We start from the raw sequence: 15,901 nt of genomic DNA on the forward strand, positions 1-15,901 counted from the left end.
CGGTTTCTGCTGATGAGGCCTCGGATGCTCTGGCGGGTAACTATGGTATTTACACGTATCCGAGTGGGAAGTTCTCTGGGTTTGAGACTGCTACTCCGGTGAGTTTTGCGCCGGTGGTTGTGGAGCCCGCCGGTCCGAAACTGACGATCACCTCCGACTCCTCGCTCGACTCGACGGTGGAGAACACGATCAAGATCTCGGGTACCGGATACGTCGGCCCGGGTGCCGCAAATGGTGCATACGTGTTGGTCGGCCCGAAGGACAACTGGAAGGCTGGCGATGCGCTGCCCGCCGAGGGCTGGCTGAAGCAGGGTTGGGTCATGCCCACTCAGATCACCGGTGGTGCTTTCACCACGACGCTGACCGTTGCCGCGGGCACGTTTGTCCCCGGCACCGAGTACGCGGTGTTCTCCTCCGCGGCTCATGGGTTGTCTGCGACGGAACGCAGCATGGATGCCTCGGCTCCCCTCACGATCAAGCCGATCGTGGTTGATCCGACCAAGCCGGTGCTGACGATTACGCCGAACTCCAACGTGGACTCCACCGTGGGTGCCAACTTCACGATCACCGGAACCGGATACACCGGCCCGGGGGCGGCGATGGGTGCCTACGTGCTGATCGGTAAGAAGGACAACTGGAAGACCGGCGCTGCGCTGCCCGCTGACGGCTGGCTAGCGCAGGGCTGGGTGAAGCCTGCCGACATCAAGAACGGCGCGTTCTCCACCGAGCTGAAGGTCCCCGCGGGAAACTTCGTTCCGGGCACCGAGTACGCGGTGTTCTCCTCCGCCGCTCACGGTCTGTCCGGAAGTGACCGGACCCTGGATGCCTCGGCTTCCATCACGATCAAGCCGATCGTGATCGATCCGACCAAGCCGAACCTCACGATCACGTCCCCCACCCCGGTTGATTCAACGGTGGAGAACACGATCAAGATCTCGGGCACCGGTTACACCGGCCCGGGTGCCGTGGACGGTGCCTACGTGGTCGTTGGTCCGAAGGACAACTGGAAGGCGGGCGATGCTCTGCCGGCCGATGGATGGCTGAAGCTGGGCTGGGTCATGCCCGCTCAGATCACCAATGGTGCCTTCAACACCACCCTCGTCGTCCCCGCCGGTTCCTTCGTCCCCGGCACCGAGTACGCCGTATTCTCCTCCGCGGCGCACGGCCTCTCGGCTACGAACCGCACCCTGGATGCCTCCGCCCCGATCGCCATCAAGCCGATCGCCGCTGACGCTCCGCAGATCTCCGTCACCCCGAGCACCAAGATCAACGGTGCCAAGGCCAACGAGTTCACCGTGACGGGCACCGGATTCGGTGACATCGCGAAGAACGACAAGATCAGCGGTCTGGAAATCCGCATTGGTGAGAACGATCTGTGGCAGCCCGGCACCAAGATGTCGGAGAAGGGTGACGGCTGGGCCGCCTCGGTCTTCCTCACCTCGGGTGGCATCAAGGACGGTAAGTTCGCGGTCAAGCTCAGCGTGAAGAAGGGCGCGTTCCAGTCCGGTGTGGACTACCGCGTCGCGGTTTCCGCCCGCACCGGAAGCGCACCCATCGCTCCGGCATTCGACCGCGTCATCCCGCTCGGTATCGACTTCCCGGTGATCCCCGGCACCCCGGTGCTGACGATCACCCCGAACCGCGCGATCGACCCCACCGTGGAGAACACCTTCACCATCTCGGGTACCGGATACACCGGTGCCGGTGCGGCCAACGGCGTCTACGTCCTGCTGGATGACGCAAAGCTCTGGTCGGGCAACGGCCCGCTCGTGGGTGACTGGCGCGTACAGAAGTGGGTCAAGCCCGCCGACATCAAGAACGGCGCATTCAGCCTGAACGTCACCGTTCCGGCCGGATACTTCAAGGATGGCGTGCGCTACACCGCCGCCACCTCGGCCGCGCACGAGCTGTCGGTGACCAACCGCTCCCTCGACGCCTTCGCCCCCATCACCCTGCGCCCCGCGGTTTCGACCGCGAAGCTCACGGTAACCCCGGTGAAGAACATCGAACCGGCCATCACCAACACCTTCCGCATTCAGGGTTCGGGCTTCAGCGGCGAGCAGGCCGCACTGGGCGCCTACGTCCTGATCGGTAAGAAGTCGCTGTGGTCCGGAAACGGTGCCCTGCCCGCCGAAGGCTGGCTCGCCGAGGAGTGGGTCAAGCCCAGCGACATCTCCGGCGGCAAGTTCGACATCACGATCACCGTGGAGGGCGGCACCTTCGATCCGAAGGAGCAGTACCAGGTGGTCTCCTCGGCCGCGCACGGCCTCTCCGCCACCGACCGTCGCCTCGACGCGTTTGTGGACCTCGAGATCGCCCAGCCCGCCACCGAGGGTGCCCGCATCAGCGTCACCCCGAACTCCCGCATCGACGGCAACGTGAAGAACACCTTCACCGTCACCGGCGAGGGATACACCGGTAAGGGTGCCGCTAACGGCGTGTACGTCCTGATCGGTGAGAAGAGCGTGTGGTCCGGCGGTACGGCACTGCCCGCCGACGGCTGGCTCGCCCAGGAGTGGGTGCCCGCCGCACAGCTGAAGGACGGAAAGTTCAGCGTTCAGCTGACCATCCCGGCCGGAAAGTTAGACTCGAAGAAGCAGTACCAGGTGGCCACCTCGGCCGCCCACGGCCTCTCCGTGACCGACCGCTCGCTCGACGCGTTCGCCGCGCTCGGCATCCTCACCGGAACCGGTGGCGGCAACCCGGGCACCGACCCCGGCACTGACCCCGGCACTGACCCCGGTACCAACCCGGGCACCACCCCCACGACGCCGACGACCCCCGCGGTCCCCGGTGGCTCGCTGCGCTGGTCCGTCAAGAACCAGTTCGTGAACTACGTCCGCGGCCCGATCGCCTCGGGTAACGTCTTCGTGGGCGGCGGCGCCACCCAGTCTGGCGGGCTCTTCCAGTTCGGACAGTCCGCGGTGAGCGACTACAACCGGGCCACCGGCACGGGAAGCGTCAGCTACTCCGGATCGGTACGGTTCTGGGGCCACGGGGGTGTGCTCGACTACACCCTCGCCAACCCGACCATCTCGATCACCTCGCCCTCCACCGCCACGATCTCCACGACCCTCAACGGGAATCGGATCGTGTTCGGAAACCTCAACCTCGCCGCGGGAACCCGCAGCGAAAACGGTGAGGCCACCACCTGGAGCGGCGTCCCGGTTCAGATCACCGCCGCCGGTAACGAGCTGTTCCAGGGCCGCTACTCCAACGCGGATGCGCTGAGCTTCACCATCGGTGTGCCCGCAAAGGCCCCGGCCGGTACCACCGGCACCACCGGTGCCTCCCCGGTTGCGGCGGTGAAGAAGCCGATCCCGGCCACCGCACCCGCCACCACCGGAATCACCCTGGATGACGCCACCCTCGCCAACCTCCTGGCCGGCGAGAGCGCAACCGTCCACGCCACCGGCTTCCAGCCGGGTGAGAAGGACATCCGCGTGGTCGTGTACTCGACCCCGGTACTGCTCGGCACGGTTGAGGCCGACGCCAACGGTGCCGCCTCCTGGACCGGCGCACTGCCCACCACCCTCGAGGCCGGCGAGCACACGCTGACCTTCCAGGGCTCGGTCAACCGCGGAGTGGTCTTCACCATCGCCGCGCAGGTTGCCGCCGAACGCTGCGAGGTAGCGGGTGCCACCCTGAACTGGGGCTTCAAGGCCTCGTTCCTGAACTACATCGAGGGCATCGCCCGCGGTGAGTACACCGCGGGCGACGGCGCCACCTTCACCTATCCGGAGTTCGCCTTCACCGGCGGCACCGGATCGGTAGACGCCGAAAAGCAGCGCGGCCTGGTCAGCTTCCCCGGTACCGTCCACTTCACCGGTCACGCCGGAGTGCTGGACACCACCATCTCGAACCCCAAGATCGAGCTGGTAGATGCCACCACCGCCTACGTGCTGCTGGATGTTCACGGCACCACCCAGGACGGCCAGGCAATCGATCAGAAGCAGATCCGATTCGCCCAGCTCGACCTGAGCGCTTCGCCCCTGACCCGGAACGAGACCACCCTCACCGGTGAGAAGATTCCCGCAAAGCTGACCGCGGAGGGTGCCGCAGCGTTCGGTACCTACCCGACCGGTGAGGCCCTCGACCCCGTCACGTTCAGCATCCCGCTGCCCGCCGACTGTGGTGCCGCGCCCGTGGCAAAGCCCGAGGCCAAGCCGGCCGCGGACAAGCCGGTGAAGACCGCGACCGAACCCGCCCCGGCGGACAACGGTTGGATCCTCTGGGGTGCCGGTGGGCTGCTGGTTCTGATTGTCGCCGCGACCACGATCATCGTGGTTCGTCGCCGCAAGACCGAGGCCGAAGCGACCTCGGCCGAGTAGCCGCCACACACGCCGCAGCCCAGATCCCTCACGGGGTCTGGGCTGCGGCGTTTGTGCATTCCGGGCCCGATTGGGCGGGGAGGAAATGATGGGAGACAATAGGGGTATGACCGAGTCTCCGGAGCCCCAGTCCGACCTCCCCCGCGAGGAGCGTACCCGCACCACCGTAACGGTGCGCCGCTCCCCGAAGTACGTCACCTTCATCGCCATCGGCGGTGTGGTCGGAATCGTCGCCGCGATGCTCCTCACCGTGAACTTCCCGGAAAACGACACCTACAGCGCCGGTCAGATCTTCGGATTCCTCGCCCTCGTCTGCGTTGTTTTCGGCGTCGCGATTTTTGGGATTTTGGCCATCATTTTGGATCGTATCGTTGGACGCAAAGAACACGTCATCGATGCGGATAAGCTATACGTGCACCCCGTGGAAGAGCCTGAAAACCTCCACGAGCCGGTGGCTCCGACAACGACCGAGGGTACCGACCAAAAATGACCTCTGCCTCCGCCTCCTACCGTGACGCCGGCGTGGATACCGCCGCCGGAGACCTCGCGGTCTCGCTGATGAAACAGGCGGTTTCCGCCACACACGGGCCGGAGGTGCTGGGAGGTTTTGGCGGCTTCGCCGGACTGTTCGACGCGTCCGCCCTGCTGGGCTACCGCCGCCCGCTGCTCGCGTCCTCCACCGACGGCGTGGGCACCAAGGTCGCCATCGCTCAGGCGCTGGACAAGCACGACACCATCGGCCAGGACCTCGTGGGCATGGTCGTGGATGACATCGTGGTTGTGGGAGCAAAGCCGCTCTTCATGACCGACTACATCGCCTGCGGCAAGGTTGTTCCCGCCCGCATCGCCGACATCGTCGCCGGTATTGCTCGCGCCTGCTCTGCCACCGGCACCGCCCTGGTGGGCGGCGAGACCGCCGAACACCCCGGCCTGCTGGGCGTTGACGACTATGACGTCGCCGGTGCCGCGAGCGGCGTCGTTGAGGCAGACCGCGTGCTCGGTGCCGAGCGCGTACAGGATGGCGACGTCGTCCTGGCCCTCGAATCCTCCGGTATCCACTCCAACGGTTTTTCGCTCGTCCGGCACATCCTCGCCGGCGCGGGCATCGGCTACACCGATCACAGCGCCGAGCTCGGTGCCAGCTTCGGTGAGGCACTCCTGGAGCCCACCCGGCTCTACACCACCCCGCTGCTGAACCTGCTCGAGAACGAGCGCTTCGACGGCGCCATTCACTCCCTCTCGCACGTGACCGGGGGCGGCATTGCCGCCAACCTCGCTCGCGTGCTGCCGCTCGGCTCCTGGGTCGAGGTGGAGCGTTCCACCTGGTCGCCCGCCCCGGTCTTCCGGGTGCTGTCCGACATCGCCGGAACCAGCCTGGAGAGCGCGGAGGGCACCTGGAACCTCGGTATCGGATTCTTCGCGGTTGTGTCCGCTGAGGTAGCCGATGCGGTGTCCGCGGAGCTCACCGCCGGCGGAATCCCCACCTGGAGCGTCGGAACCGTGCACACGAGTGCTCGCGACTTCACCGGTTTCGAACAGGGTGCCAAGGGCGTGAACGGCGGCGCCGTGCGGCTCATCGGCAACTACGCAAACTAGATCCCCCCCACACCTCGAAGAGAGCCTTTAAAACCCATGTGCGGTATCGTCGGCATCGTCTCATCAAGTCCCGTCAACCAGCAGGTGTATGACGCCCTGCTGCTCCTGCAGCACCGCGGTCAGGATTCCACCGGAATCGCCACCGCAGACGGCTCCACCTTCCACATGCACAAGTCGAAGGGGCAGGTGCGCGAGGCGTACCGCACCCGGAACATGCGCTCACTCTCCGGAACCGTTGGCCTCGGCCACGTGCGCTACGCCACCTCGGGAAGCGCCGGAAACGAGCAGGAAGCCCAGCCGTTCTACGTGAACGCCCCCTACGGCATCGTCCTGGTCCACAACGGAAACCTCACCAATACCCGTGAGCTCTCCCGCGACCTGTTCCATATCGATCGCCGCCATGTGAACTCCACGAGCGACACCGAGCTGCTGCTCAACGTCCTGGCAAACGAGCTGCAGGCCTCGCTCAGCGGTCTCGATCTCGACCCGGACACCGTGTTCAACGCGGTCTCGCAGGTGCACGAGCGCGTCGAGGGTTCCTATGCGGCCATCGCGATGATCGCCGGCCACGGTCTCCTCGCGTTCCGCGACCCGTTCGGTATCCGTCCGCTCGTTCTCGGACGTCGCCCGGGTGCCGGCCAGGACGAGTGGATCGTCGCCTCCGAGTCCCTGGTGCTCGAGAGCGCCGGCTACCAGCTGGTGCGCGATGTCGCCCCCGGCGAGGCCGTATTCATCACCCCGAGTGGCGAGCTGCACATCCGTCAGTGCGCCACCAAGCCGCGCCTCGTGCCCTGCTCGTTCGAGTACGTGTACCTCGCCCGTCCGGACTCCGTGATGAACGGTATCTCGGTGTACGACGCCCGCCTGCGCCTCGGTAACCGCCTCGCCGACACCATCGCCGAGCACATGCCGCTGGGCGATATCGACGTGGTCATGCCCATCCCGGACAGCTCGCGTCCCGCCGCAATGCAGGTCTCGCAGAAGCTCGGCATCGAATACCGCGAGGGCTTCTACAAGAACCGCTACATCGGTCGCACCTTCATCATGCCCGGCCAGGAGCAGCGCTCGAAGAGCGTGCGTCAGAAGCTCAACGCCATGGGTAGCGAGTTCCGCGGCAAGAACATCCTGATTGTGGACGACTCGGTGGTGCGCGGCACAACCTCGCAGCAGATCGTGCAGATGGCCCGTGAGGCCGGCGCCAACAAGGTGACCTTCACCTCGGCGGCCCCGCCCGTGCGCTTCCCGCACGTGTACGGCATCAACATGCCTTCGCGCGCCGAGCTGGTGGCCCACGGCCGCAAGATCCCGGACATCGCAAAGGCCCTGGGTGCCGACCACATGATCTACCAGGAAGTCGCGGACATGCAGAGCGCGATCATCGAGGGATCGGACGTCACCGAACTCGAAATGAGCTGCTTCACCGGCGAGTACGTCACCGGCACCGTCTCCGAGGAGTACCTCGCCTGGGTCGAGCAGAACCAGCTCTCCTAGGCCCAGCTCTCCTAGGCCCAGCCATACACACAGCGGTGCGACGCCCGAGCTTCGGGCGGCGCACCGCTCTGTGTGACGAGGCCTTCGGGAACTACGCGGCGGCGGTGAACCCGGGGGAGCGCCAGATCTCCTCGCCGTCCTCAAAGAGACCGGTGCGCTCAAGGCCCAGGGCCTGCGCAACGCCGTTCGAGCCGAGGTTTTCCGGATGAATGTAGGCCTCAAGACGGGCGATACCGTGCGTGCTCAGCCACTCCACGAGCCCGCGGGCGGCCTCGCTCGCAAACCCGCGGCGCTGGAACTCAACGCCCACCACCCAGGCGATCGCCGCGGAGCCCTGATCTACGGAAATTGTGGCCTGCACAGTACCGATCAGGTGGCCGCTCACGCGCTCCCGCAGGAGCCAGTTGGCCCAGACATCCGAGACATCGGCGGGGGAGCCCGCAGAGAGGCGCGCATAGCGTGCAGTGAGGGCCTCGTGAGTCAGAGGTTCGCCGCCGATGTAGCGATGCAGTTCGATGCTGTTCAAGACGTCAAACGCCTCGGTGGCGTGATCCGGGGTGAGCGGCTCCGCATCGAGGCGTGCTGTAGAAAAAGTGCTGGGTGAAATCTGCTGTGTCATTGCCCCCGAGCATAGCAGCGGGTGCGGACTAACGCAGTGAGGGCCCCGGCCGCACGCGGCTGGGGCCCTCACAGGCAGGGTGGAGAGACACGCTAGGCGTGTTTACTCTCGCCCTCGTAATCGTCGGCATACTCTGCCCACTTAGCGATTTCGGCGTCGTAGTGATCACCGGGACCATGCCCGGTGAGCTCGCGCTCGAGCGCATCGTAATTGACCTCGGGACTGAATGATTTCAGCTCACGAGCGATCTTGGTGTGCTTTGCCTTTTGACGGCCGCGCCCCATGCGAGACCCCCTCACGAATCAGTTTGTCGAACGGGGTTACCCGCCCGATGGTTTCACCAACCAGGGAACGATAAAGACTAACCTTGATCGTAGCATGCTGTATAGCGAAACTCGGCCATCAGGTGCCGCGAGCAAGCCGCATCGCACAAAATACCAGCCTCCACGGCTCGACGCACCGTCAAACCGCGCGAGCTGGTTCTCCGACGAGAAAGGGCCCCCGTGACCACGACCAAACGTGCACGTTCATACCCACCGGCGTATACGTTCGTGCTCGTGGGGCTGGGTGCCCTGGTGGGCGTTGCGCTGCGCGCGCTGCTGGGTGAGGTGTGGCCGCCGCAGAATCACATTGCCTACACGACGATCGGGATCAACCTAGTGGGTGCCTTTGCCCTCGGATTCCTGGGGGAGAGACTGGCGGCTAGAGGGGTGGAAACCCCGCGGGTGCGGGACGTTCGGCTCCTCATCGGCACCGGGGTGATCGGAGGCTTTACGACCTTCAGCGCGATCGCGATGGATACCGTGACCCTCCTACACCTGGGCCGGGTCCCCGAGGCGATCGTCTACGCGCTGATCTCGATGCTGGGCGGCGTCTTCACCGCCTGGCTCGGGATGCTCGCCTCCGTGCGCCTGTTCGGCCGGGGCCGCGCATGAGTGCCGGAATTTTTGCGCTCGTTGTGCTCGCCGGCGGGCTGGGCGGGGCGCTGCGCTACTGGGTGGACGATTGCGTGCGCGCGCGCCTCGGCAGCGCCTTTCCCTGGGGCATCCTCGTGGTCAACCTCACCGGAGCGTTCGCGCTGGGGCTCGTCACCGGCGGCATCGGATCGCTCGGCCTCGACGACGCGTTCCGACTCGTGCTGGGCGTTGGATTCCTCGGCGGCTATACGACCCTGAGTACCGCGAGCGTGGACACCGTGCGCCTGGTCCGCGCGGGGCAGCCGGGCCGTGCCCTGGCCAATTCTCTGGGTAGTCTCGCGGCGGGCGTGGCGCTGGCGGCCCTCGGCTTTACTCTCGGCTCGCTGCTCTAGCCCGGCTGATCGGCCCCATCGGGGTGCGCGAAAAAACTTCGGCGTTATGTAAGGTTTCGGGTGTGCCGAACAACTTCAGGGGTATGAACCCGAATTCCGTGGTGACCGCGGCTCAGCGCCAAGCGTTCACGAGGCTCTACGAAGACCAGTACGAGAGGCTGTTCCGCTTCGTGCTGCGCCGCGTGGACAACCACGCCGACGCCGCCGATCTCACCGCGGAGACGTTTCGCCGCGCCTGGGAACGGGGCCTGCACGAGCGTACGGTGCCCGGATCAGCCTGGCTGTTCGCTACTGCCCGCAACACGATCGGTGATCTCTATCGCTCGCGTGAGCGATCCGGACGGCTGGCCACGCGCCTGGCCGAGCCGGGTGATTTGACCTCCGCCGTGGCCGATTTTGACGGGGTATACGGTGCGCTGGACTCCCTGGCCGAGGCCGATCGTGAGCTTCTGCGCCTGCGCTACTGGGACGACCTCGACGCCGCCGAGATCGCCGGAATCCTCGGGGTGAGCGCGGCCGCGCTGTGGGTGCGCCTGCATCGGGCACGGCGACGCTTTTCTGAGAGCTACAAATCGATCGAACGAGGGAGCACATCATGAAGGCATCCACCCTGCTGCGGGCGGCAAACCCCGTGCCCCCGGGCACCGCACTCCCCGCGCGTCCCGAGCTCGCTGAGATTGTGCCGGGATTCGACGTGGACGGTAGTGCCGCTGCGGTGACCCGCGAGATACCTCGGCGGACCCGCACGCGCCGAACGGGGATCGTCGCCGCGACGCTGGTCGCCGCGGCCACGGTCACCGCGGTGGTCATCGCCGTGGGTTCCGGCCCGTCTGCTCCACCGCAGAGCGACTCCCCGCACTACCCGGGTTTCGCCGAGCTGGCGGCCGCGAGCACGGCGATGATCGACGCTGAGGTGGTGTCATCCGCTCCGGCCACCGCCCAGGGCGGCCCGATGACCGCCTACACCGTGAACATTCGCGCCGCGACCGACGAGCGTGCGGGCAGCGCAACCATCCTGATCCCCTCATCCCCGGTCCCGGGCGACACCCTCGCCGAAACCCGACAGCTCGTGGTCGGGCAACGGTATCTGCTGGCGATAGTGCCTTATGGCGAGCGTTGGCAGCTGAGCGCTCCGGCCGGGCAGGCGGCGTTCCCGATCACCGATGATGCCGTAGGTACCAGCCTCGATGGCTCGCTTCGGCCGGATTCTACGACCCGCTCGGCACTCGGCCTGCGTTAGGGCGCGCACCCGCCTCGTAAGATGAGGGCATGAACGAACCCGCCCTCGCCGCCCGCACACTCGTGGTGCTGCTGGGTGACTGGCGCGGGCCGGGAATCACCTATCGCAACCTCGCCGATCGCATTCGCCTGCTCATCCTGGACGGACGCATCCCCTCGGGCACCCGGCTCCCGGCCGAGCGCGAGCTGGCCGAACGGCTGGATCTCAGCCGGGCCACGATCAGCTCCGCGTATCGCGACCTCCGTGAGCGCGGGGTCGTGCAGTCGGTGCGCGGTTCGGGCAGCGTTGCGCGGATCAACCCGGCCACCCTCGCCCGCGAACCCGGCGGTCGCCCCGTGCTCCTCGATTTGGCCCGGGCGTCCCTCCCGGCCGCCCCGCAGCTTCCGGATGCCGCCCGCGCCGCTGCCGAGGCGCTGCCCCGCTATCTCGATGCCGACTCCGATCCGGTCGGGCTGCCCGAGCTCCGCGCGGCCATCGCCGCGCGGTACAGCGCGCTCGGGCTGCCCACCCATCCGGACCAGATCATGGTCACCCTTGGCGCTCAGCACGCGATCGGCCTGGTCACCCGGCTGTTCCTCGCCCGCGGCGATCGCGCGCTCATCGAACACCCCAGCTATCCGCACGCCCACGACACGATGCGCGCGCTCGGTGCCCGGGTGGTCGCGGTGCCGGTGACCGCCGAAAACGGCTGGGATGCCGATGAGCTGATCACCACGATGGAGCGCACGAGCCCGGCACTGGCCTACCTGATGCCGGACTTCCACAACCCCACCGGGGCCTCGATGCCGCGTGAGCTGCGCGAGCGCCTGTGTCGCGCGGCCGCCCGGCAGGGCACCGTGCTACTGATCGACGAAACGACCGCGGATCTCAACATCGATCGCCCCGAGCCCGTGCGCCCGTTCGCGGTGGATAACCGCTCGGGTGCGGAGATCATCACTGTCGGAACGGTGGGCAAGACCCTGTGGGCGGGAATCCGGCTCGGTTGGATCCGTGCTGAGGCCTCCACGATCACCCGCCTCGTGGCCACCCGATCGCGCAGCGACCTGGGAACCTCGATCCTTGAGCAGCTCACCGTGCTGGAGGCCTTCCGCGAGATGCCGCAGATTCTGGAACTGCGCGGCCGGCAGCTGCGCGCAACCCGCGACACCACCGTCGCCTACCTCTCGAACCGGGTGCCCGAGTGGAGCATCCCGCACGTGCACGGAGGGCTGGCGCTGTGGGTCGGGCTCGGTGCGGCCGTCAGTTCCCGCCTCACCCTGACCGCGCGACAGCACGGCCTGCTGCTCTCCGCCGGGCCGAGGTTTGGTGCGGATGGCGCGTTTGAACGCTTCCTGCGGATCCCGATCACCGGTCCGAGCGAGGTGACCGAAACGGCCCTCGCAGCCCTCGTCGAGAGTTGGCGGGAACTCCGCGCGACCCCCGAGCCCGACGCGCCCATCGCCGGGCGCGCGTAGCCGACCGATCATCGCGCACTCGACCGGTCTTGCGCATACCAATACGGTCGTATTGCTTTCGACGACGTGGAGCCCGGCATTTGCGCGGAATCATGCGAGAATGAAGCCCGGGGTATACCAACGCCACGCCGGTAACCGGGTGCCCCTACCGATACCCAGGGAGTACCGTGCACAAGCTGGCCGTCCTCAGTCTGAAAAACCGGGCGCTGATCGCCCTGATCACCGTGGTGGTGGCCCTCTTTGGTGGCCTCGCGATGACCAGCCTCAAGCAGGAGCTCGCACCGAGCGTGCAGTTCCCGCAGCTGGTGGTCTTCACCGTTTACCCCGGTGCCGCACCCGAGGTGGTGAACAACGACCTCTCAACGCCGATCGAAACGGCGATCCAGGGGGTCCCGGGCCTCGAGTCCACGGCGACCACGTCGTCCACGAACTCGTCGCTGGTCACGGCGACGTTCAAGTACGGCACGGACCTGGCCACGGCCGAGCAGAAGATCTCTCAGGCGATCAACCGGATCAAGTCGACCCTGCCGGACAACACCGACCCGCAGGTGATCTCGGCGAGCATCGATGACCTCCCGGTCATTCAGATCGCCGCCACGGGCAAGTCCAGCATCAACGAGCTGGCCGACGCGCTCCGCAACGAAGCGGTGCCGGATATTGGCAACGTCGAGGGTGTGCGCGACGCCTCCCTCGTGGGTGCCCCGACCCAGCGCATCACGATCACCCCGGACGTGGCCGCCCTTACCGCACAGGGGCTGTCCACCGGTGCCATCTCGGACACCCTGAAGCAGAACGGCGTGCTGCTTCCCGCCGGTGAGCTCACCGAAAACGCCAAGACCTATTCGGTGCAGGCGGGCACCCAGCTGGGCAGCGTCGACGACATCAAGTCGCTGCCGCTCGTGCGCAGCACTCCGACCCCCGAGGAAACCGTGCCCACGATCGGATCGGTCGCCAAGGTAGAACTCGGCGAGGATCCGCAGACTTCGATCTCGCGGGTTGACGGCAAGCCCGCGGTCACCATCGCCGTCACCAAGACCCCCGATGCCAACACCGTCGCGGTCTCCCAGGCCGTGCGCAACCTGCTGCCCGAGGTGGAAAAGAAGCTCGGCGCGGGCGTCACACTCTCGGTGGTCTTCGACCAGGCCCCCTACATCGAGCAGTCGATCGAATCCCTGGCCACCGAGGGCCTGTTGGGCCTTGTGTTCGCCGTGCTGGTGATCCTGCTCTTCCTGATGGACGTGCGGGCCACCCTGGTCACCGCGATCTCGATCCCGACCTCGGTGCTGATCACCTTCATCGGGTTGCAGGCCAGCGGCTACACCCTGAACATCCTGACCCTGGGTGCCCTCACCATCGCGATTGGCCGCGTGGTGGACGACTCGATCGTGGTCATCGAAAACATCAAGCGACACCTGCAGCTGAGCCCGGATCAGACCCCGGCCGCGCGCCTCGGTGCGATCGGCGTGGCCGTGCGTGAGGTTGCCGGGGCGATTACCGCCTCGACCATCACGACCGTGGCCGTGTTCCTGCCGCTCGCATTCGTCGGCGACATGACCGGCGAGCTGTTCCGTCCGTTCGCGCTGACGGTGACCATCGCGCTGGCTGCCTCGCTGCTGGTCGCGCTGACCATCGTGCCGGTGCTCGCGTTCTGGTTCCTCCGCGTGAAGAAGGACAAGCCCGCGAAGAAGGCGAAGGCTGAGAAGAAGGCCGTGGCCGCGGAGCCGGCCGTTTCGGTACCCGTCGTGGCACCGCTGGCGATCGAGGCGCAGCCGGTTTCGGCCGCGGCCGCTGCGGTGGCAAGCACCGAGGAAAACGCATCTGCGGAGGGCGCATCTGCGGAGAGCGTTTCTGCCGAGAATGTGGTTGCGGAGAACCTGGCAGCAGAGAACCTGGCAGCTGAAACTGCGGCCGCTGCGAGTGAGACAGTCGAGACCATCACAGCCGAAGCCGTGACTGCTGAGAGCGTGACGGCCGAGAGCACGACGGCTGAGAGCGTTGCCGCCAAGCCCGAAACGGCCGCCGCGCACACCGCCCCCGATGCCGTGCACGTCGAGCCCGAGCAGCCCCTCACCACCGCGAAGCTCGATTCCGAAGCGCACACCGAGGCGAGCACCGAGGCGGAGCCCGAAACCGGCGCAATCGCCGTGGTGCCGGGTGCCCCGCGCAGCCGTCGCGCCCGTCGGGCCGCCGCCGGCGAGAGCGTCGAGGTCGATGAGCTGGACAACCCGAGCTGGCTGCAGCGCGGCTACCTGCCGATCATCTCCTGGACGGTCAAGCACTCGGTCACGACGCTGCTGCTGGCACTGCTCGTGCTCGTGGGCACCGGTGCCCTGGCACCGCTGATGAAGCTCAGCTTCCTTGGCTCCTCGGGCCAGAACACCCTGAACATCTCGCAGACCCTGGAACAGGGCGCGAGCCTTCAGGCGCAGGACACCGCGGCCTCCACGGTCGAAAAGAAGCTGCGCGAAATCAAGGGGATCGAGACCGTTCAGGTGTCGATCGGATCGAGCGGAAGCGCCCTGAGCGACGCCTTCTCCGGCGGCGGATCGGGCAGCATCAGCTACTCCATCACCACCGATGCGAGTGCCGACCAGGACGCCCTGCAGGACACCGTGCGCAAGGAACTCGACCGCCTCAAGGACGTGGGCACGCTCAAGCTCGCCGCGAGCTCGGGCTTCGGCGCCTCGAACGTGATCAAGATCGACGTGCAGGCCTCCAGCGCCAAGGCTCTCGCCGAGGCCACCAAGACCCTGCACGATAAGGCCGCGAAGCTCGAGGGTGCCGCCGAGGTGGATGACACCATCTCCGAGGCGCGTCCGTTCATCCAGGTGAAGGCTGATCGCGATGCGGCCGCCAAGGTGGGCCTCTCCGAGGTTGCCCTGGGCAGCATCGTGGCGCAGGCCATGCGTCCGGGCCAGATCGGTCAGATCGCCCTGGATGAAACCACGGTGAAGATCTACCTCGCGAGTGCGAACCCGCCGCAGACCCTCGCCGAGGTGCAGGGCCTCATCATCCCGACCCTGGGCGGCCCGCAGCGCCTCGACGCCCTGGCCACCGTGTCCGTGGTGGATGGCCCGGCAACGATCACCACGATCCGTGGCGAGCGTTCGGCCTCGGTCAACATCACCCCCGCAGGTGAGGACATCGGCGGGCTCAGCGCCAAGGTGACCGAGCTGCTGAAGGACACTAAGCTGGCCGATGGCGTCACCGCCTCGATCGGTGGTGTGGCCTCCGACCAGAGCACCGCGTTTGCCCAGCTGGGCCTGGCGATGCTCGCCGCGATCCTGATCGTGTACATCGTGATGGTGGCCACGTTCCGCTCGCTGCGTCAGCCGCTGCTGCTGCTCGTATCGGTACCGTTCGCGGCCACCGGTGCGATCGGCCTGCAGGTGGCCACCGGCGTCCCGCTGGGTGTGCCCTCGCTGATCGGTGTGCTGATGCTGGTGGGTATCGTGGTGACCAACGCGATCGTGATGATCGACCTCGTCAACCAGTACCGCGAGCGCGGGCTCACCGTTCCCGAGGCCGTCAAGCACGGTGCCGCGAGACGTCTGCGCCCCATCCTGATGACCGCCCTGGCGACCATCTTCGCGCTGATCCCGATGGCCCTGGGTATCACCGGTCACGGTGGCTTCATCTCGCAGCCGCTCGCGATCGTGGTGATCGGTGGTCTGCTGTCCTCGACGGTACTGACACTGATCGTGCTGCCGAGCCTCTACAACCTGGTGGAGGGTGCGAAGGAGCGTCGCGTGGCCAAGCGCGAGGCGAAGGCCGCCGCCGCGAGCTAGCTCGAACACCGCTCAGCCCCGGGTCGCGTCAGCGCGTGACTCGGGGCTGAGCTGTATCCGCGAGGCCGAGTCA

The 15,901-nt window shown here is 66.8% G+C and carries 12 protein-coding genes; 10 read left to right on the top strand and 2 right to left on the bottom strand.

Annotated features, from left to right (window positions below):
* The first annotated feature begins 98 nt into the window (after window positions 1-98).
* From D9V32_RS16595 to purF, 4 genes are all read left to right on the top strand, one after another.
* Window positions 99-4,331: an HtaA domain-containing protein gene (locus D9V32_RS16595; RefSeq protein WP_121649683.1), complete on the top strand. Its 4,233-nt coding sequence runs from the start codon at window positions 99-101 to the stop codon at window positions 4,329-4,331.
* A gap of 106 nt (window positions 4,332-4,437) precedes the next feature.
* Complete coding sequence (locus D9V32_RS14760) at window positions 4,438-4,821, top strand: hypothetical protein (RefSeq protein ID WP_121649684.1); 384 nt, start codon at window positions 4,438-4,440, stop codon at window positions 4,819-4,821.
* Entirely contained in the window at window positions 4,818-5,927 is a 1,110-nt protein-coding gene (purM, locus tag D9V32_RS14765; RefSeq protein WP_121649685.1) for a phosphoribosylformylglycinamidine cyclo-ligase, read from the top strand. The genes D9V32_RS14760 and purM overlap by 4 nt, the downstream gene beginning before the upstream one ends.
* A gap of 36 nt (window positions 5,928-5,963) precedes the next feature.
* Window positions 5,964-7,418: an amidophosphoribosyltransferase gene (purF, locus tag D9V32_RS14770; RefSeq protein ID WP_121649686.1), complete on the top strand. Its 1,455-nt coding sequence runs from the start codon at window positions 5,964-5,966 to the stop codon at window positions 7,416-7,418.
* A 91-nt stretch (window positions 7,419-7,509) separates the two neighbouring features.
* Here the strand turns inward: purF and D9V32_RS14775 are convergent, their stop codons facing one another.
* A complete protein-coding gene (locus D9V32_RS14775; RefSeq protein WP_183086342.1) occupies window positions 7,510-8,037 on the bottom strand; it encodes a GNAT family N-acetyltransferase in 528 nt (175 codons plus the stop codon).
* 92 nt (window positions 8,038-8,129) lie between these two features.
* Window positions 8,130-8,321: a DUF3073 domain-containing protein gene (locus D9V32_RS14780; protein ID WP_121649687.1), complete on the bottom strand. Its 192-nt coding sequence runs from the start codon at window positions 8,319-8,321 to the stop codon at window positions 8,130-8,132.
* A gap of 219 nt (window positions 8,322-8,540) precedes the next feature.
* Between D9V32_RS14780 and D9V32_RS14785 the strand changes: the two genes are divergently transcribed.
* The 6 genes from D9V32_RS14785 to D9V32_RS16530 all read left to right on the top strand — a co-directional run bounded on the left by D9V32_RS14785 (window position 8,541) and on the right by D9V32_RS16530 (window position 15,828).
* Window positions 8,541-8,972 (top strand): fluoride efflux transporter FluC, encoded by a 432-nt coding sequence (locus D9V32_RS14785; RefSeq protein WP_121649688.1) that lies wholly within the window; start codon window positions 8,541-8,543, stop codon window positions 8,970-8,972.
* Entirely contained in the window at window positions 8,969-9,346 is a 378-nt protein-coding gene (crcB, locus tag D9V32_RS14790) for a fluoride efflux transporter CrcB (RefSeq protein WP_121649689.1), read from the top strand. The genes D9V32_RS14785 and crcB overlap by 4 nt, the downstream gene beginning before the upstream one ends.
* Window positions 9,347-9,429: 83 nt before the next feature.
* Window positions 9,430-9,945, top strand: coding sequence for an RNA polymerase sigma factor (locus D9V32_RS14795; RefSeq protein WP_121649690.1), 516 nt, complete (start codon window positions 9,430-9,432; stop codon window positions 9,943-9,945).
* Window positions 9,942-10,586: a hypothetical protein gene (locus tag D9V32_RS14800; protein WP_121649691.1), complete on the top strand. Its 645-nt coding sequence runs from the start codon at window positions 9,942-9,944 to the stop codon at window positions 10,584-10,586. The genes D9V32_RS14795 and D9V32_RS14800 overlap by 4 nt, the downstream gene beginning before the upstream one ends.
* A gap of 29 nt (window positions 10,587-10,615) precedes the next feature.
* A complete protein-coding gene (gene yczR / locus D9V32_RS14805) occupies window positions 10,616-12,040 on the top strand; it encodes a MocR-like transcription factor YczR (protein WP_121649692.1) in 1,425 nt (474 codons plus the stop codon).
* A gap of 167 nt (window positions 12,041-12,207) precedes the next feature.
* Complete coding sequence (locus tag D9V32_RS16530; protein ID WP_245982352.1) at window positions 12,208-15,828, top strand: efflux RND transporter permease subunit; 3,621 nt, start codon at window positions 12,208-12,210, stop codon at window positions 15,826-15,828.
* Window positions 15,829-15,901 lie beyond the last annotated feature (73 nt).

It is taken from the genome of Mycetocola tolaasinivorans, assembly GCF_003667565.1.
Classification (GTDB): Bacteria; Actinomycetota; Actinomycetes; order Actinomycetales; family Microbacteriaceae; genus Mycetocola; species Mycetocola tolaasinivorans.

Coding starts and splice junctions, on each gene's coding strand:
- purF (WP_121649686.1), top strand. CDS start 5,964: ATGTGCGGTATCGTCGGCATCGTCTCATCAAGTCCCGTCAACCAGCAG.
- purM (WP_121649685.1), top strand. CDS start 4,818: ATGACCTCTGCCTCCGCCTCCTACCGTGACGCCGGCGTGGATACCGCC.
- D9V32_RS14795 (WP_121649690.1), top strand. CDS start 9,430: ATGAACCCGAATTCCGTGGTGACCGCGGCTCAGCGCCAAGCGTTCACG.
- D9V32_RS14800 (WP_121649691.1), top strand. CDS start 9,942: ATGAAGGCATCCACCCTGCTGCGGGCGGCAAACCCCGTGCCCCCGGGC.
- crcB (WP_121649689.1), top strand. CDS start 8,969: ATGAGTGCCGGAATTTTTGCGCTCGTTGTGCTCGCCGGCGGGCTGGGC.
- D9V32_RS14775 (WP_183086342.1), bottom strand. CDS start 8,037: ATGACACAGCAGATTTCACCCAGCACTTTTTCTACAGCACGCCTCGAT.
- D9V32_RS14780 (WP_121649687.1), bottom strand. CDS start 8,321: ATGGGGCGCGGCCGTCAAAAGGCAAAGCACACCAAGATCGCTCGTGAG.
- D9V32_RS14760 (WP_121649684.1), top strand. CDS start 4,438: ATGACCGAGTCTCCGGAGCCCCAGTCCGACCTCCCCCGCGAGGAGCGT.
- yczR (WP_121649692.1), top strand. CDS start 10,616: ATGAACGAACCCGCCCTCGCCGCCCGCACACTCGTGGTGCTGCTGGGT.